Below are 22,770 nucleotides of genomic sequence, written 5' to 3'. Positions count from 1 at the left end.
ATGCACGTCTCAGCCACCACATGGCGCAAGTCCAGTCACAGCGGCCCCGAGTACAACTGCGTCGAGGCCGCATCGTTCCCCGGCGCAGTGGCCCTGCGCGACTCCAAAGACCCCGACGGCCCCAAGCTCGTACTCGACCCGACGGCCTGGCACATCCTCAACGCGGACATCAAAGCCGGACGATACGACCTCCGGCGATCATCATGACGGCCGCCCGTCCGACCTGGTGCAGGACAGAGCACATCGATCCCGTGTCCAAGCCACGTCTCTGACCGCCACGATCAGCGCAGGTGCAAAGGCATGCTCGACATGATCGTTTAGGTCGCGCACATGCACGCTCCGCCCGTCGCCACACCTCCTTCGCGCTAGCCCAAGCCCGTACGGCGTTGACCGTCCGCCCCCAATGCATGTTCATCACGGCAGGGGCCGCAGCCTACGACAGATGAGGACGACCATGGCTCTCCGCAGCTCCTGGCGTAAGTCGAGCTACAGCGACGAGGAATTCAACTGCGTAGAAGCCGCATCCCTGACCACGGGGATCGCCGTACGGGACTCCAAAGATCCCGACGGCCCCAAGCTCGTACTCGGCTCGGCGGCTTGGCGTGCGCTCAGCACGGACATCAAAGCCGGACGATACGACCTCCGGCGATCATCATGACGGCCGCACATCTTCTCCTGCGCAAGGCAGAGCACATCGGTCCCGCGTTGGAGCCGCCTTCCTGACCAGCCCGGTCATCGCAGGTGCGATGCCCCTGACGGCACCTCGTTGATGTTCGGTGTGATCGCCTGCGCCGAGTGCGCACGCTCCTGCCACTCCGCACTCAAGCGGGCGGTGCGGCAGCTCGGTGAGCAGGCCTCTTGCGCGTCGCACTCTTCTCTTGCTGAATCACGCCGGTTGGCGCCGACCATCCGCCCCCATGCGCGGCGGTGTTCGAGGGACAGCGTCCAGCCCCCGGCGATCCGGAACACGCCGTGCCTTGCCACCCGGATTACCGGTGACAGCACGAGGTGCATCACGAGCCGCTGAGACGCCGGTCGTGCTGGTCTTCCTCGGCGACCACCAGCCCGCCCCGCTGATCACCGGCGAGGACGCGAGCCGAGACGTCCCGATCACCATCGTCGCCCGCGACCCCAAGGTGCTGGACCAGATCTCCGCCTGGGGCTGGCAGGACGGCCTCAAACCCGCCCCCCGCTCCCCCGTCTGGAAGATGAGCGACTTCCGCGACCGCTTCCTCACCGCCTTCGGCTCCCACCCCCAGCCGCACGCCCGCTGACCCCGGCGATTCGGGGCTTTCGTCATGTGCGCTCCGCGCGGCCGTGGGTAGTGCATGCGGCGATAGGGCGGACATTGTGGACGGAGGCACATGAACACGCAACCGATACCGAACACCGACCGGCCGGTCGTCGGGTCGTACACGACCTACGCGGAGGCCCAGCGGGCGGTCGACTTCCTGTCGGACGAGAAGTTCCCGGTGCAGCGGACGGCCATCATCGGCTCCGACCTGAGGATGGTGGAGACCGTCCTCGGGCGTCTCACCAAGGGCCGCGCCGCCCTGGCCGGGGCGGGCAGCGGCGCCTGGTTCGGCCTGCTGATCGGACTGCTGCTGACCCTGTTCACCAGGAACCACGGCGACGTGCCGCCGCTGCTGGTCGGCGGCATCGTCATCGGCGCCGTGTTCGGCGCGATCTTCGGTTTCATCGCGCACGCCTTCACCGGCGGCCGCCGCGACTTCGCCTCCAACAGCCAGATCGTCGCCGCCCGCTACGACGTCGTCGCCGACGCCGAGGTCGCCGAGGAGGCCAAGAACATGCTCATCAAGCTGTCCTGGCGGGAGAGCTGACCGGGCGTCCGCGCCCAGGCGGCGGCGCCGCGCCGGCCGAGGGCGCGCCGGGCTCAGTGCGTCCTCGCGTGCGGACGCGGCGCCTCGGCACCGGGGGCGGGCGCGGTAGAGCGGCGGTCCAGGGCGCCGGACAGCAGGGCGACCGCCAGGCCCGCGACGCCGAGGAGGGCGGCGACCCACAGCGGCGAGGTGTAGCCGTACCCGGCGCTGATGGCCAGGCCCGCCAGGAACGGGCCGACGGCGTTGCCGAGGTTGAACGCGGCGACGTTGGCGGCCGAGGCCAGCGCCTGGGCGCCGACGGCCTTGTCGAGGACACGGGTCTGGAACGCCGGGATGGTGGCCGAGGCGACGACGCCGAACACGGTCAGCGCGGCCACTGCGGCGGCCTTGTGGTGCGCGGCGCCCAGCAGCGCGGCCGACACCAGGATGAGCGCGGTGAGGATCGCGTAGACGCTGGGCATCAGGGCGCGGTCGGCGTAGCGGCCGCCGAGGGGGCCGCCGACGACCATGCCGAGGCCGAGCAGCACCATGACCATGGGGACGGCGCCGGCGGAGAACCCGGTGACGTCGGTCAGCAGGGGCGCGACGTAGGTGACGACGGCCATCACCGGCGCCCAGCCCAGGGCCGTCATGACCAGCGCGAGCCAGACCTGGCGGTCGCGGAAGACGGCCAGTTCCCGGCGCAGGCCGGTGTCGGGCCGCGGGCCGCGCGGGATGAGCGCGGCGATTCCGGCGAACGCCAGCACGCCGACGCCGGTGATGATCCAGAAGGTGGTGCGCCAGCCGAGCTGCTGCCCGACGAACGTGCCGAACGGCACGCCGAGCACGTTGGACAGGCTCAGCCCCAGGAACATCATGGCGATGGCGCTGGCCCGCTTCTCGGGCCGGACGAGGTCGGCGGCGACGACCGTGCCGACGCCCATGTACGCGCCGTGCGCGAAGGACGCGGTGATCCGTCCGGCCATCAGCGCGCCGTAGCCGGGCGCCAGGGCGGACAGCACGTGCGCGGCGACGAACAGCCCCATGAGGCCGAGCAGCATGCCCTTGCGGGGCAGCCGGGCGCCGAGGGCGGTGACCAGCGGGGCGCCGACCACGACGCCGAAGGCGTAGCCGGACACCAGCAGTCCGGCGGTGGGGATCGAGGTGCCGAAGTCGGCGGCCAGGTCGGGCAGCAGACCGGCGATGACGAACTCGGTGGTGCCGATGCCGAAGGCGCCGAGTGCCAGCGCCAGCAGGGCCAGGGGCATGTCCGGTACCCTCCGGTAGGACAGTGGCGTACGCGGGTAATGAGCGCAAGCATTATTTGCATACGCCGGTTATTTGCAGACGCCTGCTATCTCAGCATGCAAGTATCTCTGTCGCAAACGCGAGGAGGGTGAGCCGTGCCACGCCCCGACGAGTCCCGTGCCCAGGGCTGGCGGACGCTCGCCGCGCTCAGCACCCGCATCGAGGACCGCATCGAGCGCGCGCTGCAGGACGAAGTGGGGCTGAGCGTCAACGAGTTCTGCGCGCTGCACCACCTCGGCGAGGGCGAGCCCGTGCGGATGCAGGAGCTGGCGAACCGGCTCGTCCTCAGTCAGAGCGCCACCACGCGCCTGGTGACCCGGCTGGAGAAGCGCGGCCTGATCACCCGCGTGCTGTCGGAGGCGGACCGGCGGGGCATCTGCGCCGAGGCCACCGACGCGGGGCGCGAACTGCACGACGCGGCGGTACCCGTCCACAACCGGGCCCTGGACGAGGCGCTGCGCGAGGCCGCCGAGCTGCCCGAGCTGGCCCCGCTGGTGGACGCCCTGGAGAAGCTGAACATCAAGGTGTAGGCGTCCGGGCGGGCACCGCCTGCGACGCGGGCCCGGGCGCTCAGCGGCGCCGGGCGAGGGCGGTACGGCTGATCTTCCCCGCGGCGGTGCGCGGCAGTTCGGACATGAACGTCACCGAGCGCGGCACCTTGTGCGCGGGCAGGCGGCGCCTGGCCAGCGCGAGCAGCTCGCCGGCCAGGTCGTCCGGCGGAGCCGCGCCCTCGGCCGGCACGACGAACGCCTGCAGCGCGCCCGCCCCGCCCGCCGCACCGACGACGGCGACCTCGACGACCCCCGAGTGCTGCCCGAGCACCCGTTCGACCTCCAGCGGGGAGAACCGGTCGCCCGAGACCGTCACCTGGTCCAGGACGCGCCCGTGGTGGTGCACGAAGCCGTCCGGGTCGACGTGCACCAGGTCGCCGGTGCGCAGCCAGCCGTCCCCGTCCAGCACCTCGGCCGTGCGTTCCGGCTTGCCGAGGTACCCGGCCATCACCGACGGGCCGCGCACGTACAGCGTTCCCGCCCCCACCGCGGGGATGCGGCGGCCGCGGCGGTTCCCGGCGCCGCCCACCGGGTCCCCCGCCGACTCGATCCGGCCGACCGGGCCGCCCGCGGCGCGTTCCACACGCACGTCGATCTCGTAGGGGTCGAGGACGACGCCCAGGGAGCCCCGGCGCCGCCGCGTGACGGTGTTGGAGACGAACGTATGCCCGACCTCGGTGCTGCCCAGCCCGTCCAGCACCGGGCACCCGAAGAACTCCTCGATGCGGTCGGCCAGCGCCGGCAGCAGCGGCTCCCCCGCCGAGGCGGCGGCGCGCAGCGCGGCGAACGCCGACCGCACCGGCGCGGGGTCGGGGGCGTTCACCAGCCGCGCGTACCACGTCGGCGCGGTGAACAGCAGGGTGGGGCGGTGCAGCCGCGCCTGCTCGGCGGCGCCCTCGACGCTCGGCTGGTCGGGCCACAGCACCGACGATGCGCCGCAGAACATGGGGAAGAACACCGTGGCTCCCAGGCCGTACGGGTAGCACGCCTTGGCCAGGGAGAAGATGACGTCGTCGGCGGTGACGCCCAGCGCGCCGAGCCCCATCGCCCGGAAGTAGATCTCCGGATCGGCGTGCCGGTGCACGGCGCCCTTGGGCGCGCCGGTGGTGCCGGAGGTGTACTGGACGTACGCGGCCGCGCCGGGCGCCACCGGCACGGGGTCGGGCACGAACGCGGGCTCGTCCGTCAGATCCTCGGGGGTCAGGACGTGCACGGACGCGAACCGGGCGGCCAGGCCGGCCGGGCACACCACGGCGCTCGGCTCGGCGTCGGACACGACGTAGGCGTGCTGCCGCTCGCTCTGCTCGGGCCCCGTCAGCACGGCGACCGCGCCGAGCCGCAGGGTGCCGAGCAGGGCCGCGACGTATCCGGGCGAGTCGGGGAGCGCGATGAGCACCCGGTGCCCGGGCCGCACCCCGGCGGCGTGCAGGACGCCGGACGCGCGGGCGGCGGCGGCGTGGGCCTGGCCGTGGGTCACCGTCCCGTTGCCGGTACGGAACAGCGGGCGGTCACTCCAGCCGTAGGTCTCCGCCCGTTGAGCGAGCGCGGTGGCGACATTGCCATCCATAGCGGACCTCCGTGGTGCCTAGGGGGCAACACGCGGAGATTACGCCGGGTAGGCACGCGGACACACGTCGTTCGCCACTTTTCGGTCTACCAAACAGCCCCGAATCGGGACATAAACCCGCCGGCGGGGCCGCATCAAGCGGGGAGGACCTCCCACGCGCCGCCGCGCCGCACCAGCAGATCGCACGACAGCATCTGCCCGGGCGGGACGTCCCACGCCGGATCGCCGTCGCCGCGGCGGCCCTCGGCCCACACCTGCCCGACGGCCCAGCGCAGCTTGTCCACCCCGTCGGGGTGGCCGGTGCCGGACGCGACGAACACGTCCCGCGCGGGCGTGGCGACGACCAGGTCGCCCTCCACGTCCTGCGCCAGCTTCTCCAGGAAGCCGTCGTCCAGCAGCAGCCCCGCCTCCAGCCCGCCGAACCGCGACGGGGCGTCGCCCGCGCCCGGCACCGCGCCGAGCGACACCGTGACGGCCCGCACGTCCGGATACCAGCTCAGCGCCAGGTCGGGGCGCCGGTTGCGCAGGTTGACGACGGCGAGGCGGCGCAGGTCCTCCGGCGCGATGCCCAGTTCCGCGCAGTGCCGCCGCGCGATGTGCTCGTACCGCGGGCCGCCCGCGCCGCCGGGCCGGGCCGCGCCGCCGGCGGCCTCCCCGGTCAGCTCCAGCGCGTAGGTGACGTACAGGTCCCCCGCGAGCGGGTCGCGGATCGGCTCCTCCTCGGCGGGCAGCGGGAACTCCAGCTGCACCTCGGCCGGCACCCGGGCCTTCATCAGCGGGACGATGAGACTGGTCCGCGGCTCGGTCACGGGTCGTTTCCTCCTTGGGCCTGCTCGGGCCTGGCGCGGGGCGGCGCGGGTCCGCGCGGGGCCGCGGCACCGGGCGCGCGCCCTCGCGCGATCCGGAATGGATCACCATAGCGCCGCCCGGCGGCCGCGGCCGAATTTCCTGACCTGCCGCGGAGGGTCCGTTGACCCTGCCGTGCGGTCAGCCGCCCTCGGTCAGCGCGCCGCGCAGGACCGGCAGGCGCGGCGGGGCTCCTCCTTCGATGAGCCGCCACACCGCGTCGGTGTCCAGATGCTCCTCCACCAGGTCGCCCACCGCCTCGAACATGGCCTCGCGCCGCGCGGCGAACGACACGTCGGGCGCCGGGGTGAAGTCGCGGCCCGCGCACCGGGCGACGTCGGCCAGGAACGCCCGGCGGAAACCGTCGTTCTCCAGCGCGCCGTGCCAGGTCGTCCCCCACACGGCGCCCACGCGGCAGCCGTCCAGGAACGGCTCGCCGCCCTGCACCTCCACCCGCCCATGGTGGATCTCGTAGGCGCGCACCGGATGCCCGTAGGCGGTGCCGGCGGGACGGGCGAGGGTCTTGTCGGGGGCGAACACCACGCGCGTCGGCAGCAGGCCGAGGCCGGCGACGCGTCCGGCGCCCGACTCGACGTCGTCGTGGATCTCCCGGGCGAGCATCTGGTGGCCGCCGCAGACGCCGAGCACCGGCCGCCCCTCCCGCGCCCGCCGGACGATCTCGTCCGCCATCCCGCGCTCGCGCAGCCACGCCAGGTCCGCGACGGTCGCGCGGGACCCGGGCAGCACCACCAGGTCGGCGTCGGCCAGGTCGCCGGGGCTGGTCGCGTACCGCACCACGACGCCCGGTTCGCAGGCCAGCGCGTCCAGGTCGGTGAAGTTGGAGATGCGCGGGAAGCGCACCACGGCCACGCGCAGTGTCTGCCGCCCGTAGGGGGCGCGCGCGTCGGGACGGGGCGCGTCCAGCGCAAGGCCGTCCTCGGGGTCGATGTGCAGGCCCGGCCGCCAGGGCAGTACGCCCAGCGTCGGCCGCCCGGTCAGCTCCGCCAGCCGCGCCAGCCCGGGTTCCAGCAGCTCGACCGCCCCGCGGAACTTGTTGACGACGAATCCGGCGATCAGCGCCTGGTCGGCGGGGTCCAGCAGCGCCACCGTCCCGTAGAGGGACGCGAACACCCCGCCCCGGTCGATGTCCCCCACGACGATCACCGGCATGCCGGCGGCCCTGGCCAGGCCCATGTTGACGATGTCCCCGGCGCGCAGGTTGATCTCCGCGGGGCTGCCCGCCCCCTCGCACACCACCACGTCGTACTCGGCGCGCAGCTCGGCCAGGCTGTCGAGCACCACCTCGCGCAGCCGCTTCTTGTGCGCCCGGTACTCCAGCGCGTCCACCTCGGCGACGGGACGGCCCAGCACGACCACCTGGCTGCGCCGGTCGCTGCCCGGTTTGAGCAGTACCGGGTTCATCACCGCCCGCGGCTCGACGCCCGCGGCCTGCGCCTGCGCGTACTGCGCCCGGCCGATCTCCGCGCCGTCCGCCGTCACCATCGAGTTCAGCGACATGTTCTGCGCCTTGAACGGCGCGACCTTCACCCCGCGCCGGGCCAGCCAGCGGCACAGCCCCGTGGTGACCAGGCTCTTGCCCGCGTCCGACGTCGTGCCCGCCACCAGCAGCGTTCCGCCGCCCATCAGCGCCTCCTCCCGCCCGCGGCCGCCCGCAGCGCCGCCGCTCCCGCGGCCGCCACGGCGGCCGCCGCCAGGGTGACGGCCCCGGACAGCCGCACGGCCCGGTGGATGTCGCCCGTCTCGGGGGCGCGCCCGTCGCCGAGTTCGGGACGCTCCTCGACCCGCCCCCCGTACACGTTGACGCCGCCGAGCCGCACGCCCAGCGCCCCGGCGAATGCCGCCTCGCAGCGTCCCGCGTTGGGGCTCGGATGCGCCGCCCCGTCGCGGCGCAGCGCCCGCCACGCCCGCCGCGCCCCGCCGCCCGGCGCTGCGCAGGCGACGGCGAGCAGGCCGGTGAGCCGCGCGGGCGCCCAGTTGGCCGCGTCGTCCAGCCGCGCCGACGCCCACCCGAAGCGCAGGTAGCGCGGGTTGCGGTAGCCGACCATCGCGTCCAGCGTGTTGACCGCGCGGTAGGCCAGCAGGCCCGGCACGCCCGCGACGGCTCCCCACACCAGCGGCGCGACGGCCGCGTCGGAGGTGTTCTCCGCCACCGACTCGACCGCGGCGCGCGCCAGCGCCTTGCCATCCATCCCGCCCGGGTCGCGGGCGCACAGGTGCGGCAGCCGCCGCCGCGCCCCGTCCAGGTCGCCGTCCTCCAGCAGGCGCGCCATCCGGCGGCCCTCCCGTCCCAGCGACGTGCCGCCCAGCACGGCCCACGTCGCCGCCGCCGTCACCGCCGCGCGGGCCGCACGGCCCCGCGCCGCCTTCTCCGCGGCGACGCCGATCGCGGCCGCGCCGCCCACCAGGACCGCGCTGAACAGGACGCCGCGCGCACGCGAATCGGCGTAGACGCGCCGCTCCAGCGCCGACGCCGCCCGGCCGAACGCCGCCACCGGATGCCCGCGCCGCGGATCGCCCAGCAGCGCGTCGAGCGCGACGCCGAGCAGCAGTCCCTCAGGCGAACCCCGGCCCACCCATGTCGATGTCATGGAGACATCTCTACGGCATGGCCCTAGCAGAGGTGCGCGTCGAGGTCGTCCCAGTTGCGTTCCAGCCAGTCCTGCGCGCGGCGGATGCGCAGCCCGACGCCGCCCCGCCAGATGCGGGCCCAGCCGCCGCCCAGGTGCTCGGCCCTGAAGCGCATCGCCTCATACGAGCGTTCGAACCGCAGCCGCGCGGCGGGCAGCAGCCGCCGCCTGCCGGCGCGGTCCAGGCCGTAGGCGTCGCAGAACAGCCGCATCCGGGCGCCCACGTTCGCGCCGTACAGCCGGGCGTCCCGGTCGGCGGGGTCGGCGATCGGCGCCCAGTGCCGCAGCGCGGTCACCACGTCGTACAGCCGGGTCGTCGGACGCGCCAGGTCGAAGTCGATGAGCGCGACGGGCTCGCCGCCGCGGAACACCACGTTGTCCGGCGTCACGTCGCAGTGCCCGATGATCTCGGGTTCGTCGTCCAGGGCGGAGACGGCCCGGTCGTCCCAGGGCGCCCCGGGCGGCGGTTCGTAGGAGGCGACCGCGTCGTGGTAGCGCCGCAGCAGCCGCGCCACCCCCGCCAGCGCCTCCCGGGTGGCCGCGTACCAGGGCAGCGGGTGGTGCGGCGTCTCCCCCGGCATCCACGTCAGGATCTCCCGGCCGCGCTCGTCGACGCCCAGCACCCGGGGCGCGCCGTCGAACCCCACGCGCTCCAGATGCCGCAGCAGCCCGTGCACCGCCGGGGTGTGCGGGCCCATGGGGCGGCGCACCGTGTCCCCCACCCGGACGACGCCCTCCGTGACGTCCCCGCCGGAGAGCGGCATCTCCACGTTCACAGCCACGGGGCAAGACCTTAGGCGCTCCCCCGGTTCCGATCAGCAGATCAGCGAATCGTCCAACCGACCGGTCCCGCGCCGCCGCCATGATCACCGCGGCGCGGCGCGTCCGCGCCGAATCGGCTCCGCGGCACTGCGGACGCCGCCTGGGACGCCGCCGCCGCGTGCCGTCCGGCGGCCCGGCCCCGTGGCCCGATCCGGCCGCGCGGCGGCGGTCCGCTCGCCGGGAGCCGCGGCGGCCGTGGAGAACGGCGGTCCGGCCGGTCCGGCACCGCCCAGACCTTGCCCGATGCGGGAAAATGCCTGTCGCACGCAGGTCAGGCTGAGTAGTACCCTCACCTCCGTAGCAGCAGGCCCCGGTAGCTCAGTTGGACAGAGCGGCTGCCTTCTAAGCAGCGGGTCGCGGGTTCGAATCCTGCCCGGGGTGCCAGAACGGCCGGGGCTCCCCCGGCCTTCCCTACACTTTGGGCATGGAGCTCACCGACGCCGTCCGCATGATCATGAGCGAGTCCGCCCGGCATCCCGAGCTGCTGCGGGTCGCGCGGACGTCCTACGACGACCTGTCGTCCGGGCGGCCCGTGCACCACACCGCCCTCAGCGGCATGCTGCGCCAGGCAGCCCGCAAGAACGTGTACCCCGCGCTGCGCGCCCGGTACGGCGTCGAGGCGTTCAACGACATGGTCCTCGCGCTGGGGCGGGAGATCGATCGGCAGGCCCCGGCCGTCCGCCGCTGAAACGCCCCCGGCGGCCCGCCGGTGAAAATGCGGCGGCCCTGCCGGACGTCGCCCGGTTCCGAGGCGGTGCGGCACTAGGATGCCTGGCGTGCCGAGACGAGCAGTCCGCCAGGGCCGCCCGGGCGGCGGGTGCGCGGTCTCGCACGCGACCGGCCCGGCATCGCGAAGCGGCCGGTAGATTGCGACCCGGCCCCCTTTTCCGGCTTTTCACGCCGCCCTTAGGCCGGAGCTGGAAAGGTGGTCGTCTCGTGGTGTCGTCGAGCCCGGAGCCAGTGAGGAAACATGCCTGAGGATGACAAGCCCCGGGGCGAACCGGCGGTCAAGGCCAAGCTGCCGCACGCCAAGAACATCCGCAGCCCGGAGTTCACCCCGCACGGCATCAGCGGCGGGCGCGGCCGGGGGCCGCGGCCGTCCGCGCTGACCGCCGCACAGGCCCGCAGGCGGCGCCGCCTGGGCATCGCGGGGACGCTGGCGGCGGTGCTGGCCCTGGCGGGCTTCACGACGTGGTACGTCACCCGCCCCGGCCCGCAGATCGAGGTCACCGGCGCGTTCGGGAAGACGCCCAAGGTCACCATCCCCAAGAACCTTGTCCCCGACGGCGAGCTGAAGGTGACCCAGAAGATCAAGGGCACCGGCACCAAGATCGCCAACGGTGACACCGCCCTGGTCAAGTTCGTCTTCTACCAGTGGGCCAAGGGCACCGGCGACAAGGCCAACGAGAGCACCAGCAAGGAGCTGCAGTCGTCCTTCAAGCTGCCCGCGGGCCAGCAGGTGGTGCCGATGCCGATCGGCAAGACCGAGGTCAAGGGGCTGGACAAGGGCCTGGTCGGGCAGACCGCGGGCAGCCGCGTGGTGCTGCAGGTCCCGCCGAAGGAGGGCTTCGGCGACTCCGCGGCGCAGATGGGGCTCGGCGAGAACGACTCGGTGGTCTTCGTGGTGGACGTCCTCGCCGTGTACCCCAAGAACGCCGAGGCCAAGGGCACCGCCAAGCCGCTGAAGGACAAGGACCTGCCGTCGGTGGGCGCCATGGAGGCGGGCAAGGGACCCAAGCTCACCATTCCCAAGACCGACCCGCCGGAGAAGATGCAGGTCAAGACCCTCATCGAGGGGACCGGCCCGGAGACCACCGAGAACGACACCGTGTTCGTCAACTACAAGGGCGTGATCTGGCGGGACGGCAAGGAGTTCGACAACAGCTGGAGCAAGGGCTCGCCCGCCATGTTCCCGCTCAACACCACCGAGGGCATGAAGGGCTTCTTCAAGGGGCTGCAGGGCCAGAAGGTCGGCAGCCGGGTCCTGCTGGTCCTGCCGCCGGACGAGGGGTACGGCAAGGACGGCAATCCGTCGGCCGGGATCAAGGGCGACGACACCACGGTGTTCGTCGTCGACATCCTCGGCACGGTTCCCAAGTGACCCTCTGGTGAGGCGGCGCGCGACGGCATAGCGCGGCGGACCGCACGGCGCGGAAGGCGCGAACGGCGGGGCACCCCCGGAGGGCGCCCCGCCGTTGCTTTGCCGCCGTCGGTGGAATGTGTCAATGACCACGTCAGGCGGCATCGGACAACCCTCCGCGCCGCTTGATCGTCGTTGTAGTGAGAAAGCCAACGGGAGTGCACACAGTGACCGGCCGTAATCCATCACTCCCCTCCGGTATCGTTTGTAACGAAATCATTACGGGGGGCAAGTGAGCGACACCGACAGGCGCCCGGGGGGCAGCGAGCCCGCCGGGCCGAGCCAGGGCGACCTCGGCGACGACCTCACGGCCGACAGGGCCGGTTCCGCGGACGGTGAAACGCCCCGGGCCGCGGCCGAACGCGAGACACGGGACGACGACGCGGCGGACACGGCCACGTCCCGGTCCGTTCCCGATGACGAAGGCGACGCGGCGTCGACTCCCGGCACCCCGGCGGACGAAGACGACACCGCGTCCGAGCCCGGCGCCGCCGACCCGGGCACCACGGTGGAGCTGAGCGACATCGCCGACACCGGCGACGCGGCGGACGCGGACGCCGGCTCAGGCACGGGCGACGGCCCGGAGGCCGGCACTGCCCCGGACGCGGACAAGGCTCCGAACGCGACAGGCGAGGCCTCGGAGGCGGACACCGCAGCGGAAGCGGACGCCGACTCAGGCACGGGCGATGCTCCGGTCTCCGCCGCAGGACCGGACGCGGGCGAGGGCGCGGAGGAGGGCACCGACTCCGACGCGAGCGACGGCCCCGACGCCGCCGCGGACCCGGCCGCAGGCGAGGGCTCGGACACGGGCACCGCAGCGGAGGCGGGCGCCGCCCAGGACTCCGGCGACGCGGGCGAGGCCGAGCAGAACGCGGGAACGGCCGCCACGACCCCCGACCTCACCGTCATCGACCCGCCCGCGGCCCCGTCCACCGTCACCGACACCAGCGCCGGTGCGGACGCGGACACCACCGCCGACGAAGGCAAGGACACGGACGCGGGTGACCGCGCGGACGCCGCCACCACCGCGGACACGCGCCCCACCGCGGACGCCGACGAGCACGTGGCCGCGAGCGGCGCTGCGGGCACGGAGAAGGCCGCGGACACCGCGACGCCGTCCACCGCCGGCACGAGCGGCACCGAGAAGAACGCGGGGACGGCCGCCACGACCCCCGACCTCACCGTCGTCGACCCGCCCGCGCCTGCGGCCCCGTCCACCGGGGCGGGCGCGGACGGCGCGGTCGCGGCATCCGCCCACACCAACACCGCGTCTGGTTCCGGCGACGGTAAGGACAAGAACGAGACCGGCTCCAAGGGCGTCGGGGATTCTGGGGCCGACAAGACGGCCGCCGCGCAGAAGCAGGAGCCCGCGGCGGCGAAGCCTCCGGCGGACACGACGAAGAAGGCGCGGAAGGGGGGTATGGACGCGAAGAAGAAGCACAAGAAGCCGCGCGGCAAGGCGGCGCGCATCGGGCGGCGGGTGCTCTTCGTGGTGCTGGGCCTCCTCGGCCTGGCCGTCGCCGCGTTCGGTGTGGCGTACCTGCTGACGCCGGTGCCGTCCCCTCAGGAGGAGGCGATCGCGCAGGGGCCGACGTTCCTGTACTCCGACGGCAAGACCCCGATCGCCAAGACCGGGGTGAACCGCGACGCGGTCCGGCTCGACACCATCCCCAAGGGCGTGCGCGACGCGGTGATCGCCGCCGAGAACCGCAGCTTCTACGACGACCCCGGGGTGTCGATCCCGGGCACGCTGCGCGCCTTCTGGTCCACGGTCTCCGGTGAGCAGCTGCAGGGCGGGTCCACCATCACCCAGCAGATGGTCCGCAACTACTACGGCGGCATCGGCAAGGAACGCTCGATCACCCGCAAGCTCAAAGAGATCATGGTGTCGTTGAAGGTGGGCCGGGAGAAGTCCAAGGACTGGATCCTGGAGCAGTACCTCAACACCATCTACTTCGGCCGCGACGCCTACGGCGTACAGGCCGCGGCGCGGGCGTACTACGGCAAGGACGTCGGGCAGCTCACCCCGGCCGAGGGCGCCTACCTGGCGGCGGCGATCCAGCAGCCCAGCAACTTCGCCGACCCGTCGGGGTCCACCCGCGCCTACGCCGAGAACCGCTGGCGCGCCGTGGTGAACAACATGGTCCGCGACGGCGCCGTCTCCTCGGCCGACGCCGCGCGCATGACGTTCCCGCAGCCGATCAAGCAGAAGGTGACCGACGTCCTCGGCGGCCAGAAGGGCTACATGGTCAACATCGCCAAGCGCGAGCTGACCGAGCGGCGCGGCTACACCGAGGACGAGATCAACCGCAGCGGACTGAAGATCACCACGACGTTCGACAAGGAGCTGATGGACGCCGCCCAGCAGGCGGTGCGCGGCAACCTCCCGAAGGGGATGAGCAAGCAGATCCGCACCGGGCTGGTCTCGGTAAACCCCGAGACCGGGCAGGTGGTGGCGTTCTACGGCGGGCGCGGCTATCTGGAGGAGGCGCTCAGCAGCGCGTTCAGCGACTGGGCGCAGGCCGGGTCCGGGTTCAAGCCGATCGTGCTGGCCACCGCGCTCGACAGCGGGCTGAGCCTGAACACCTACGTGGACGGCAGCTCGCCGCAGTACTACAACGGCACCGCGATCCACAACGACGGCAACCGCAGCTACGGCACGATCAACCTGGTCACGTCCACGCAGAACTCGGTCAACACCGCCTACGTCAACCTGGGGCAGAAGGTCGGCCTGGACAAGGTCACCAAGATGGCCGAGAAGATGGGCATCCCCAAGTCGCAGCTGACGGCCAACGGCGCCAACAAGTACCCGACCTTCCCGCTGGGCACGATCTCCGTGCACCCGGTGCAGCAGGCGGGGGTCTACGCGACGTTCGCCGCCGAGGGCGTGCACCGCACCCCGTACGTGGTGAAGTCGGTCACCGACAACACCGGCAAGACCACCCGCTTCTCGGAGAAGGGCGAGCGGGTGTTCAGCGCGCAGGTCGCGCGGGACGCCACGTACGCGATGCAGCGCGTGGTCCAGGCGGGCACCGGCCGCAACGCCCAGCTGGCCGACGGCCGCGACGTGGCGGGCAAGACCGGCACCACCGACGCGGGCCGGGCGATCTGGTTCAACGGGTTCATCCCGCAGCTGGCGACGTCGGTGGCGATGTTCCGCAGCGACGGCAAGCCGCTGAGCATCCCCGGGTACGGGGTGTACGGCGGGCAGCTGCCCGCGCAGATCTGGAACTCCTACGTCACCCGCGCGGTGAACCTCAAGGGCTTCACGCCCAAGGAGTTCGGGTCCCCGTCGATGTCCCCCGGCTCCTACGTGGGCGAGCCGTACGGGCGGCAGAACGACTCGCCGACGACGCGCGGGCAAGGAGGGGTGCGGCAGTCCACGCCGGAACGCGCGGGCCGGCCGTCCAGCAGGCAGCCGGCGGACACCCCCCGGGAAACGACGCCGCAGCAGCCCACCGGCGGCACCGGCAACGGGAACGGCGGTGACGGCGGCTCCGGCGGAAACGACGGCGGGGGCACCGGCGACGGCGGGGGCGACGGCGGCAGCGGCAACACTCCGACCCGCCCGGATTCCTAACCCCGGCCGGCACCCGGCCGGGTGCGCGGCCGCCGCCACGGCCGCCCGTCCGGCGCGGCGTGAACGTGAGGAGGGGCCCGGCGAGCATCTCGCCGGGCCCCTCCGCCGTTCTTTCGCACCGGTCAGTCGCAGGCCGCGCCGATGCGGTCGGGGGCGTCGGTCATCACGGCGTTGAGCTGCGCCGCGTCACCGGAGCCCACGCTCGCGGCGGCGCCGCGCAGGCGGTTCGCCTCGGTCTTGAGCGCGTTCCTCAGCTTCTCGTCCTCGGCCTGGCGGGCCAGGCCGTCGACGCGTCCGGCGAACCGGTCGGTGACCTGCTTCCACTGCGCCGGGTCGTTCGCCGGCACGGCCTGCACCTGGGAGACGTACTGCTGGAACGCCTTCTTGGTGTCGGCGCAGACCTGGCCGCTGTTGCCTCCGGACAGCCCGCAGCCCGTCAGCGTCCCGGCCGCGACGAGCAGCGCAAACCCTTGGGCCAGCCTTCCGGCCGTCCCGTATCGCATCGCACCCTCCCGAGTGATCACCGTCGACATCCGCCTATACTTCCGCACAAGGTCATGAGCGCCAGCGCAAAGCCCCGGCTTGCTGGCCGGCAACCCTTCGTCCGCGATGGGGTGCCCCGGGTGAGGACCCGGCCGGATCGCACACCGCGTCCGGCAAGCGCGGATCCCGCGGACACCTCCCGGGATCCCTGGATCCCGAAGGAGGTCACGCGTATGTCCGCTGCCACGACGTCACCCCGTCCCTTCGCTCTGTCCTCTTGGATGCAGCGAACCGCGTCCGCGCCGACTCGACTTCCGCGGATCGTCGGCGCGGACGCGCCGGTGCCGCTGGAGGACGGGCGCCGCGTCCCGTACGCCAACTTCGACTACGCCGCCAGCGCGCCGTGTCTCGAGGCGGTGCACGACGCCGTCACGCGGGCGCTGCCGTACTACAGCAGCGTGCACCGCGGCGCCGGGTACGCCTCCCAGGTGACCACGGCCGCCTACGAGCGCGCGCGGGAGACCGTGCGGGTCTTCATCGGCGCCTGGGAGCGGGCGTCGGTCGTGTTCACCCGCAACACCACCGACGCGATGAACCTGCTGGCGCACGCGCTGCCGCCCCGCACCACGGTCGTGGTGTTCGAGACCGAGCACCATGCCACGCTGCTGCCGTGGCGGCGGGCGGTGCGGCTGCCCGCGCCGGCGACCCCGGTCGAGGCGGTCGCCGCGGCCGACCGGGCGCTTGCCGCCGCGCCGCAGGGCCCGCGGCTGCTGGTGGTCACGGCGGCGTCCAACGTCACCGGCGAGCTGTGGCCGGTCGCCGAGCTGGCGGAGGTGGCGCGGCGGCGCGGCGCCCGCATCGCCGTGGACGCCGCCCAGTTCGTCCCGCACCGGCCGCTGGACATGACCGCGCTCGGCCTGGACTACGTGGCGTTCTCCGGGCACAAGCTGTACGCGCCGTTCGGGGCGGGCGTGCTGGCGGGGCGGTCCGACTGGCTGCGCGCCGCCGAGCCGTACCTGCGGGGCGGGGGCGCCACCGTGTCGGTGGGCGAGCGCACCCGCTGGGCCGCCGACCCGCAGCAGCGCCACGAGGCGGGCACCCCGAACGTGCTGGGCGCGGTGGCGCTCGCGGCCGCGTGCGAGACGCTGGCCGCCGCCGGGTGGGACGCGCTCGTCGCCGAGGAGGAGCGGCTGCTGGCCCGGCTGCGCCGGGGCCTCGCCCGCGTTCCCGCGGTGCGGGAGCTGAGCTTGTGGGGGGAGCGTCATCCGCGCGTGGGTATCGTGTCCTTCACCGTCGACGGCTGGAACGCGCGGGACGTGGCGCTTAGGCTGTCTGGGGAGTACGGCATCGGCGTCCGGGACGGGAAGTTCTGCGCTCATCCATTCGTACGGCACCTGCTGGCCGACCGGCCGGACGACCGGCCCGACACCCCGCGCGCGGCCGGCGGCGGCGGTTGCGCCGACGCCGCGGCCCCGGCCTCGGCGGTACGCGCCAGCCTGGGCCTGGGGACGACCGACGAACACGTCGACCGGCTGGTGAATGCGCTGAGCGCCATCGGTGCCGTGTGCTGAACCGCGGAAGATGATGCACTTTCGCCCTGTTCGCCCATGTAGCGTAGGCAGGTCCGTACCCGGACCTGAGACGGCGCCGGAGACAGCAGGGACAGCGCGGCATGAAACAGGGGGAGGCGACCGTGGCCGACGCGTGGCGACCCACGTCGGAACTGGAGCGCCGACTGGACGAGACAGTGCGGGCCGGAGACCACGAGGGATACTTCCGCCTGCTCGCCGACAGCGAGCTGGTGATCCCCGTGCCCCCCGAGCTCGTCGACGACGTGCTCGCCGGCCAGGCGCAGCCGACGTGGCCGACCCGGGAGGAGGACGGCCGCACCCACGTGCTGGCCTACACCTCGCCCGACGCGATGCGCGCCTGCCTCGGGCCCGCCTACCAGCACTTCGTGCGGCTGAGGTTCGCCGACCTGGCGCAGAGCTGGCCGCACCCGGGCTGGTGGCTGGCGATCGACGCGCCCGGGCCGGGCGCGGCGGACGCTGCGCCGCCGATCGAGGGGCGGCTGCCCTCCTGGTTCGTCCGGCAGATCGCCGAGGGCGACCCGCGGCCCCCGCGGGTCGGGCGCCGCGTCGCCTCCTCCGCGGCGACCGCGCCCGCCGCTGACACGCCGGCTGCGGACATTCCGGCTGCGGACATTCCGACCGCGGACATTCCGACCGCGGACGCTCTCGCCGTGGACGTGCCGTCGTCGGAGGCGGTCGGCGCGCACACGCCGCCCGCCGACCCGCGTCCCGAACCGGCCGCCGAACCCGAAGGGGCGGCTCCGCACGGGCATGCGGACCGTCCCGCCGCGCCGCTCGGGGACGCCCCGGCTGCGCCCCCCGCGGCGCCCACGCCCTCGGCACCGGGCGCCCCGCAGGGTCCGCCCGCGCCGCCCGCCGCGCCGCCCGTCGAACCGGCGGCCGCCCATCCGGTGGAGCCGCCCGCGCCGATCCCGAACGTCCCGCCCGCGCCGCGCGCCCCGGTCTCCGGGGAGGCCCCGGCCGCGGCTTCGGAGCAGCCCGCGCCGGACGACACCGAGTCCCCCGCGAACGTGCCCGCCCCGGGCGACCGGCTCGTCGCCCGCGCGCCGCAGCGTTCTCCGTCGCCGGACGACACCGTCGTGGACGTGCCCGCGGCCGCGGACGGTCCGCAGGGTGCGGCCGCCGCCGAGCAGCCGGCCGCCGAGTCCGCCCCCTGGGAGGAGCTGCAGGACCAGCATCGCGACCTGCCGCCGCCCCAGGAGCGCCGCTCGGAGTTCCGTCCCGCCAACGACGTGGAACGGGAGCTGCTGCGCGCCGCCGCCGGCAACGACCACGACCTGTTCCTGCAAACGCTGGCCGACGCCGAACTGCTGATGCCCGTCCCGGAAGACATCGACTACTCGCTGCGTCCCGGGCGGCCCGGCTTCCCGTGGCTGGTGCGGGAGGTCGACGGCGCCCCGGTCGTCCCGGTGTTCACCTCGCCCGAACGGCTGATGGAGGCCGCCGAGCCGTTGGTGTTCGGCCGGGAGTTCATCCGCCTGCCGTTCACCACGCTGCTTCGGTACTGGCCCGACCAGAGCCACGCGCTGGCGGTCAACTTCGGGTCCCCGGCGGGCGGCACCGTCGTGGCCCAGCAGCTCCCCGGGCTGGCGCGGTGGGCCGACCAGCGCGCGGCCCGGCGCCTGTCGGAAGACTTCGAACCGCAGAACGACGTCGAGCGCAAGCTGTTGGAGGCCGCGACGCGGCGCGACACCGACGCGTTCTTCAAGATCCTGCTGAGCGCACAGGTGCTGGTGCCCGCCGAACCGGACACGCCGTGGGGCATCACGCCGGACGACCCGGAGTTCCCGTGGGGCCCGGTACGGGTGCACGGCACCGCGTCCGTGCAGGTCTTCACCTCGCTGAGGTGGATGAACGAGGCGCTCGGCTCGTCGCGCTTCGTGATGCCGAGCTTCCTGGACATGGTGTCGGCGTGGCCGGACGCCGAGTGGACCCTCGTACTCAACCCGGGCACGCCCATCGACGCGTCCATGCCGGGCGAGCAGGTCCGCGCCCTCGGCGGCTCCGCCGGCGCCGCGCCGTCCCCGGCCGCGCCGCCCGCCGCCCCGGCTGAGGCCCCCGCCGCCCCGGCCGAGCCCCCTGCCGTCCCGGCCGAGGCCCCTGCCGCATCGGCCGAGGCCCCCGCCCCTCCGGCGGCGCCGCCGCAGGAGACGCCCGCGGCCCCGGCCTCCCCGGCGGCGAGCGACCCCACGGTCACCACCCCGGACATCAGCGAACTCATCTCCGCCGCGTCTTCCCAGGCCGCGCAGCCGCGCGCGGAGGAGCAGCCTCCGTTCGGTGAGCCGCCGCGCCCGGCCGACCTGCCGCAGCCGCCCGAACCGCCGCGCGCCGGGGAAGCCGCGCCCGCTCCGGAGCAGCCGCGTGCCGTCGAGCCGCCGCCGTTCGGCGAACCGCCGCGCACGCCGGAGCAGCCGCTGCCGCCGGAGCCGCAGCACAGCCCCGAACCGCCGCACGGCCCCGACCGGCCGCCGGCGCCCGAGCCGCACGCCGCCGACCCGGCGCAGGGCGCGGCGCCGCGGCCCGCCGAGCCTGCGCAGGCGGCGGGAGCCACGCAGGTCACCTCCCCGATGGGCCTGCCGCCCGCGCCGGAGCCGCCCCAGCAGCCGGGGCCGCGGCCCGTCGAGCCGGTGTCCGCCACCGGGGCGCCCGGCCCCGGGCCGGTATCCGAACACCGTCCGCGGCACTCGGCCGGCGAACCGGAGTTCGAGCCGGGCAACCGCATCGACCAGGAGCTGTACGAGGCGGTGCAGAGCGGCGACTCCGACGCGTTCCTGCGCGTGCTGCTGGCCGCCAACGTCCTGGTGCCGATTCCGCAGGACGCACCGCTGGAGGTCACGCCCGTCCAGCGGGAATTCCGCTGGGAGGCGGCGCTGCGCGGGCCGTCCGCCGTGCAGGTGTTCACCTCGCTGGTGCGGCTTCGGGAGGTGCTGCCGGAGTCGCGGTTCGTGTACGCCGACTTCCGCGAGCTCATCGCCGCCTGGCCGCGGGACGACTGGGCCATGCTGCTCAACCCGGGCACCCGGATCGGCGCTTCGCTGACCGGCGACCAGGTCCGGTCGCTCAGCGAGTGGGCGGTGCGCGTCGGGCTCGTCCAGCCGCGTCCCGAGCCCTCGGCGCCGCCCGCCGCCGGCCCGCTCGACACGGCGCCGCAGTCCTTCGCCTCGCCCCCCGACGCGCCGCCGCAGCCGCAGCAGCCGGAGGCCGCCGCCGAACCGGAGCCCGAACCTCAGCCTTACATGCAGGCGGCCCGTCCGACGGTGCCCGAACCCGACCCCGAGCGGACCGCTCAGCCGGTCATCATGCAGAAGGTCGTCCCGCACGGCCACGTCGGCTGGTACCTCGAACAGGGATACGACCGGGTGGGCGGCTTCGTGCATCCCACCGTGGACGTCGCCGAACTGCAGACGCCGATGCAGCTGTACGAGGCGCTGGGCCTGCTGTACGAGGGGTCGCCGTTCAGTCCGGCGGACGAGGGCGTGTACGTCATCCGCTGGCCCGCCTACTGCCCCGACCTCTACCGCATCCCGTTCGGCGGGCAGACGGAGGAGGAACTGGCCGCCTGGGGCGACTCCGGCTGGGTCATCGAACGGGCGCCGTTCCTCGGCGGCGGGTTCGCGCCGGGCAGCGCGGGCTCGATCCGCGAGTACAAGGTCGACAGCGTGCGCCTTCCCTACGGCGCGGAGATGTACTACCTGGGCATGGACAGATCCGAGCGGTTCGTCGCCATGTACGACCCGGACCAGCTGGCATGGCTGCGGCCCGAGCCCCTGCCGGACGACGGAACCGGCAGTGACAGGACGGAGGCGCCCCGATGATCCGGGACGGGTACGTCGCCCGCTGGCTGGGCCGCGAGTTCGAGGCGGTGCCGGGCGCCGACGGGGACGTGCGGCTCTACACGCCCGAACCCACCGACGGGTTCGAGGAGCTGCGGCCGGGACGGTACCGGCGCGTGGTGCCCGCCTCGGAGATCGAGGACCTGCGGTACGTGCGCACCGTGTGCACGTGGCGCGGCGAGCCGTTCATCGTGGTCGGCGAGCACGAGTCGTGGCTGCGCGTGGAGTACGCGGGCGGCCGCGCGCCGGTCGCCGAACGGCTCGGCCTGGACCGCATCGACCACGGCGTGTGGCAGGCGTGGGCGCCCCGCCACGAAGTCCTCGACGTGCGTGAGGAACTCGTCTGACCTCTCGGTAGTTCGACCGGTAGGCATGCCTCGCCGCGCCGGGGTGCGACAGAGACGTGATATCACGGGCATCGGGGTTGATTTGGATCGCCGATCCGTGTTCGCATGATGCGGAATGCGCGCTTGGGGTGGGCGCTGCCCCGGCGTCACGGCGGTCAACGACGACTAACCGACGGAGGTGCGGGAGCGGTGCTCTCCCGATCGGCAGGTAGTCCGCTCGTCCTGGGGCTCGCCGCCGCGGCCATCCTCGCCGCCGGCACGCCCCCGGTCCTCGCCGCCGATGACGACACCCCGGAACTTGACGTGAAAGTCACCGCGTCCCCCGACACGACAGCGGAGGCGGGCGAGTTCCTCACGCTCAAGGTGACCGTGAAGGCGGAGGACCTTAAGGAGGCGGAGGACCTCAACGTCACGGTCTCATCCGTCACCCGCACACCGAAGGACGACACGATCCTCGAACGGGAGTGCTTCCCGCCGGATTGCACGATCAAGGTCGGGGATGAGCAGCCGACCACGGTCGCCAAGATGACGGCCAAGAAGAGCATCACCGAGAAGACCGACGTCACAGTGAAGGTGCAGGTCGATTCCCCGGACACCGAGGACAAACTGCACGGGACGGGCGAGGAGACGGTGACCTTCACCCCACTCGCGTCGCCTTCGGATCCACCGTCCACCGAGAGCCCCAGCCCTACTCCCACCCCCACGAAGTCGCCGACTTCGTCGCCGGGTAAGGGAAAGGAGTCCTCCGATAACGAGGACAGCAAGGACAAGGACGACGACAACGACAGCGGGTCCGACTCGGGGTCCAGTTCCGGTTCCAGCGGGAGCAGCGGGAGCGGCTCGTCCGGGGCGGGCTACACGCCGCCGTCGCCCAATGCGTCGTTCACGCCGCCCGCGAGCCCGGGAGTGTCGCTGCCGTCGATCGCACCGCCCAGCCCCTCGGTCGCACCCGGGCAGTCGACGCCGACCCCCGAGAGCAGGCTGCGCAACAACAAGGCGCCCGTCGCGCAGGACCTGACGTTCGAGCAGATGGCGAGCACGCAGGTGGCGTGGCTGGCCGCGCTGCTGGCCGCGTTCTCCGTGCTGCTCACGCAGCTGCGGCTGGGACGGCGCCGCGCCGCCCCCGGCGCGGCGGCCACCGCCAGGGGGGCCGCGGCACCGAAGCGTTCGAAGGGCGCCCACCGCAGGCCCCGCCGGGGCGTCTTCGGCAAGTGACGACGCCCCGCAAGAAGG

The 22,770-nt window shown here is 73.7% G+C and carries 19 protein-coding genes, 1 tRNA gene and 1 riboswitch; of the genes, 13 read left to right on the top strand and 7 right to left on the bottom strand.

What is annotated here, in order from left to right:
- From QSK22_RS18560 to QSK22_RS18545, 4 genes are all read left to right on the top strand, one after another.
- Complete coding sequence (locus QSK22_RS18560) at positions 1-207, top strand: DUF397 domain-containing protein (RefSeq protein WP_285495470.1); 207 nt, start codon at positions 1-3, stop codon at positions 205-207.
- 196 nt (positions 208-403) lie between these two features.
- Entirely contained in the window at positions 404-658 is a 255-nt protein-coding gene (locus QSK22_RS18555) for a DUF397 domain-containing protein (RefSeq protein WP_352231458.1), read from the top strand.
- A 337-nt stretch (positions 659-995) separates the two neighbouring features.
- The gene (locus tag QSK22_RS18550; RefSeq protein ID WP_285495468.1) at positions 996-1,274 is read left to right on the top strand and encodes a hypothetical protein; all 279 of its coding nucleotides are present in this window, start codon (positions 996-998) and stop codon (positions 1,272-1,274) included.
- Positions 1,275-1,364: 90 nt separating this feature from the next.
- Complete coding sequence (locus QSK22_RS18545; RefSeq protein WP_285495467.1) at positions 1,365-1,841, top strand: YflT domain-containing protein; 477 nt, start codon at positions 1,365-1,367, stop codon at positions 1,839-1,841.
- Between the two features lie 53 nt (positions 1,842-1,894).
- Here QSK22_RS18545 and QSK22_RS18540 read toward each other — a convergent pair whose 3' ends face one another.
- Positions 1,895-3,088, bottom strand: coding sequence for an MFS transporter (locus tag QSK22_RS18540; protein ID WP_285495466.1), 1,194 nt, complete (start codon positions 3,086-3,088; stop codon positions 1,895-1,897).
- A 135-nt stretch (positions 3,089-3,223) separates the two neighbouring features.
- Between QSK22_RS18540 and QSK22_RS18535 the strand changes: the two genes are divergently transcribed.
- Positions 3,224-3,658 carry a MarR family winged helix-turn-helix transcriptional regulator gene (locus tag QSK22_RS18535; protein WP_285495465.1) on the top strand — a complete coding sequence of 145 codons (435 nt, stop codon included), beginning with the start codon at positions 3,224-3,226 and terminating at the stop codon, positions 3,656-3,658.
- A 40-nt stretch (positions 3,659-3,698) separates the two neighbouring features.
- Here the strand turns inward: QSK22_RS18535 and QSK22_RS18530 are convergent, their stop codons facing one another.
- The 5 genes from QSK22_RS18530 to QSK22_RS18510 all read right to left on the bottom strand — a co-directional run bounded on the left by QSK22_RS18530 (position 3,699) and on the right by QSK22_RS18510 (position 9,522).
- Positions 3,699-5,246: an AMP-binding protein gene (locus QSK22_RS18530; protein WP_285495464.1), complete on the bottom strand. Its 1,548-nt coding sequence runs from the start codon at positions 5,244-5,246 to the stop codon at positions 3,699-3,701.
- A 134-nt stretch (positions 5,247-5,380) separates the two neighbouring features.
- The gene (locus QSK22_RS18525; RefSeq protein WP_285495463.1) at positions 5,381-6,055 is read right to left on the bottom strand and encodes a DUF1444 domain-containing protein; all 675 of its coding nucleotides are present in this window, start codon (positions 6,053-6,055) and stop codon (positions 5,381-5,383) included.
- A gap of 178 nt (positions 6,056-6,233) precedes the next feature.
- Positions 6,234-7,736: a cobyric acid synthase gene (locus tag QSK22_RS18520; RefSeq protein ID WP_285495462.1), complete on the bottom strand. Its 1,503-nt coding sequence runs from the start codon at positions 7,734-7,736 to the stop codon at positions 6,234-6,236.
- Positions 7,736-8,701, bottom strand: a complete 966-nt coding sequence (locus tag QSK22_RS18515; RefSeq protein WP_285495461.1) for a cobalamin biosynthesis protein — start codon at positions 8,699-8,701, stop codon at positions 7,736-7,738. The genes QSK22_RS18520 and QSK22_RS18515 overlap by 1 nt, the downstream gene beginning before the upstream one ends.
- A 23-nt stretch (positions 8,702-8,724) precedes the next feature.
- Positions 8,725-9,522, bottom strand: a complete 798-nt coding sequence (locus QSK22_RS18510) for a phosphotransferase enzyme family protein (RefSeq protein WP_285495460.1) — start codon at positions 9,520-9,522, stop codon at positions 8,725-8,727.
- Between the two features lie 347 nt (positions 9,523-9,869).
- On the opposite strand from QSK22_RS18510, the gene QSK22_RS18505 reads away from it, so the two are divergent.
- The 4 genes from QSK22_RS18505 (at position 9,870) to QSK22_RS18490 (ending at position 15,282) form a co-directional block, all read left to right on the top strand.
- Positions 9,870-9,946, top strand: a tRNA-Arg gene (locus QSK22_RS18505).
- Positions 9,947-9,986: 40 nt separating this feature from the next.
- Positions 9,987-10,250, top strand: a complete 264-nt coding sequence (locus tag QSK22_RS18500; RefSeq protein ID WP_285495459.1) for a hypothetical protein — start codon at positions 9,987-9,989, stop codon at positions 10,248-10,250.
- 282 nt (positions 10,251-10,532) lie between these two features.
- Entirely contained in the window at positions 10,533-11,663 is a 1,131-nt protein-coding gene (locus tag QSK22_RS18495) for an FKBP-type peptidyl-prolyl cis-trans isomerase (protein ID WP_285495458.1), read from the top strand.
- A gap of 271 nt (positions 11,664-11,934) precedes the next feature.
- Complete coding sequence (locus QSK22_RS18490; protein WP_285495457.1) at positions 11,935-15,282, top strand: transglycosylase domain-containing protein; 3,348 nt, start codon at positions 11,935-11,937, stop codon at positions 15,280-15,282.
- A gap of 122 nt (positions 15,283-15,404) precedes the next feature.
- Here QSK22_RS18490 and QSK22_RS18485 read toward each other — a convergent pair whose 3' ends face one another.
- Positions 15,405-15,785: a DUF8711 family protein gene (locus tag QSK22_RS18485; protein WP_285495456.1), complete on the bottom strand. Its 381-nt coding sequence runs from the start codon at positions 15,783-15,785 to the stop codon at positions 15,405-15,407.
- Between the two features lie 50 nt (positions 15,786-15,835).
- Positions 15,836-15,951: riboswitch (SAM riboswitch) on the top strand.
- Positions 15,952-16,046: 95 nt separating this feature from the next.
- Between QSK22_RS18485 and QSK22_RS18480 the strand changes: the two genes are divergently transcribed.
- The 4 genes from QSK22_RS18480 (at position 16,047) to QSK22_RS18465 (ending at position 22,752) form a co-directional block, all read left to right on the top strand.
- Entirely contained in the window at positions 16,047-17,336 is a 1,290-nt protein-coding gene (locus QSK22_RS18480; RefSeq protein ID WP_285495455.1) for an aminotransferase class V-fold PLP-dependent enzyme, read from the top strand.
- 101 nt (positions 17,337-17,437) lie between these two features.
- Positions 17,438-21,172 (top strand): SseB family protein, encoded by a 3,735-nt coding sequence (locus QSK22_RS18475; protein WP_285495454.1) that lies wholly within the window; start codon positions 17,438-17,440, stop codon positions 21,170-21,172.
- Positions 21,169-21,537 carry a UCP033725 family protein gene (locus QSK22_RS18470; RefSeq protein ID WP_285495453.1) on the top strand — a complete coding sequence of 123 codons (369 nt, stop codon included), beginning with the start codon at positions 21,169-21,171 and terminating at the stop codon, positions 21,535-21,537. The genes QSK22_RS18475 and QSK22_RS18470 overlap by 4 nt, the downstream gene beginning before the upstream one ends.
- A 189-nt stretch (positions 21,538-21,726) precedes the next feature.
- Positions 21,727-22,752, top strand: a complete 1,026-nt coding sequence (locus QSK22_RS18465; protein ID WP_285495452.1) for a hypothetical protein — start codon at positions 21,727-21,729, stop codon at positions 22,750-22,752.
- The last annotated feature ends 18 nt before the right edge of the window (positions 22,753-22,770 follow it).

The sequence above is a fragment of the Actinomadura sp. NBRC 104425 genome (assembly GCF_030269545.1).
GTDB lineage: Bacteria > Actinomycetota > Actinomycetes > Streptosporangiales > Streptosporangiaceae > Spirillospora > Spirillospora keratinilytica.
Note: the sequence above shows the minus strand (reverse complement) of the source record. Positions and strands in the feature narration are given on the sequence as shown.

What these genes read in the sequence shown, in the direction of transcription:
- QSK22_RS18560 (WP_285495470.1), top strand. Translation starts at nt 1, where the DNA reads ATGCACGTCTCAGCCACCACATGGCGCAAGTCCAGTCACAGCGGCCCC.
- QSK22_RS18555 (WP_352231458.1), top strand. Translation starts at nt 404, where the DNA reads ATGCATGTTCATCACGGCAGGGGCCGCAGCCTACGACAGATGAGGACG.
- QSK22_RS18545 (WP_285495467.1), top strand. Translation starts at nt 1,365, where the DNA reads ATGAACACGCAACCGATACCGAACACCGACCGGCCGGTCGTCGGGTCG.
- QSK22_RS18540 (WP_285495466.1), bottom strand. Translation starts at nt 3,088, where the DNA reads ATGCCCCTGGCCCTGCTGGCGCTGGCACTCGGCGCCTTCGGCATCGGC.
- QSK22_RS18530 (WP_285495464.1), bottom strand. Translation starts at nt 5,246, where the DNA reads ATGGATGGCAATGTCGCCACCGCGCTCGCTCAACGGGCGGAGACCTAC.
- QSK22_RS18520 (WP_285495462.1), bottom strand. Translation starts at nt 7,736, where the DNA reads ATGGGCGGCGGAACGCTGCTGGTGGCGGGCACGACGTCGGACGCGGGC.
- QSK22_RS18515 (WP_285495461.1), bottom strand. Translation starts at nt 8,701, where the DNA reads ATGACATCGACATGGGTGGGCCGGGGTTCGCCTGAGGGACTGCTGCTC.
- QSK22_RS18500 (WP_285495459.1), top strand. Translation starts at nt 9,987, where the DNA reads ATGGAGCTCACCGACGCCGTCCGCATGATCATGAGCGAGTCCGCCCGG.
- QSK22_RS18495 (WP_285495458.1), top strand. Translation starts at nt 10,533, where the DNA reads ATGCCTGAGGATGACAAGCCCCGGGGCGAACCGGCGGTCAAGGCCAAG.
- QSK22_RS18485 (WP_285495456.1), bottom strand. Translation starts at nt 15,785, where the DNA reads ATGCGATACGGGACGGCCGGAAGGCTGGCCCAAGGGTTTGCGCTGCTC.
- QSK22_RS18480 (WP_285495455.1), top strand. Translation starts at nt 16,047, where the DNA reads ATGCAGCGAACCGCGTCCGCGCCGACTCGACTTCCGCGGATCGTCGGC.
- QSK22_RS18475 (WP_285495454.1), top strand. Translation starts at nt 17,438, where the DNA reads ATGAAACAGGGGGAGGCGACCGTGGCCGACGCGTGGCGACCCACGTCG.
- QSK22_RS18470 (WP_285495453.1), top strand. Translation starts at nt 21,169, where the DNA reads ATGATCCGGGACGGGTACGTCGCCCGCTGGCTGGGCCGCGAGTTCGAG.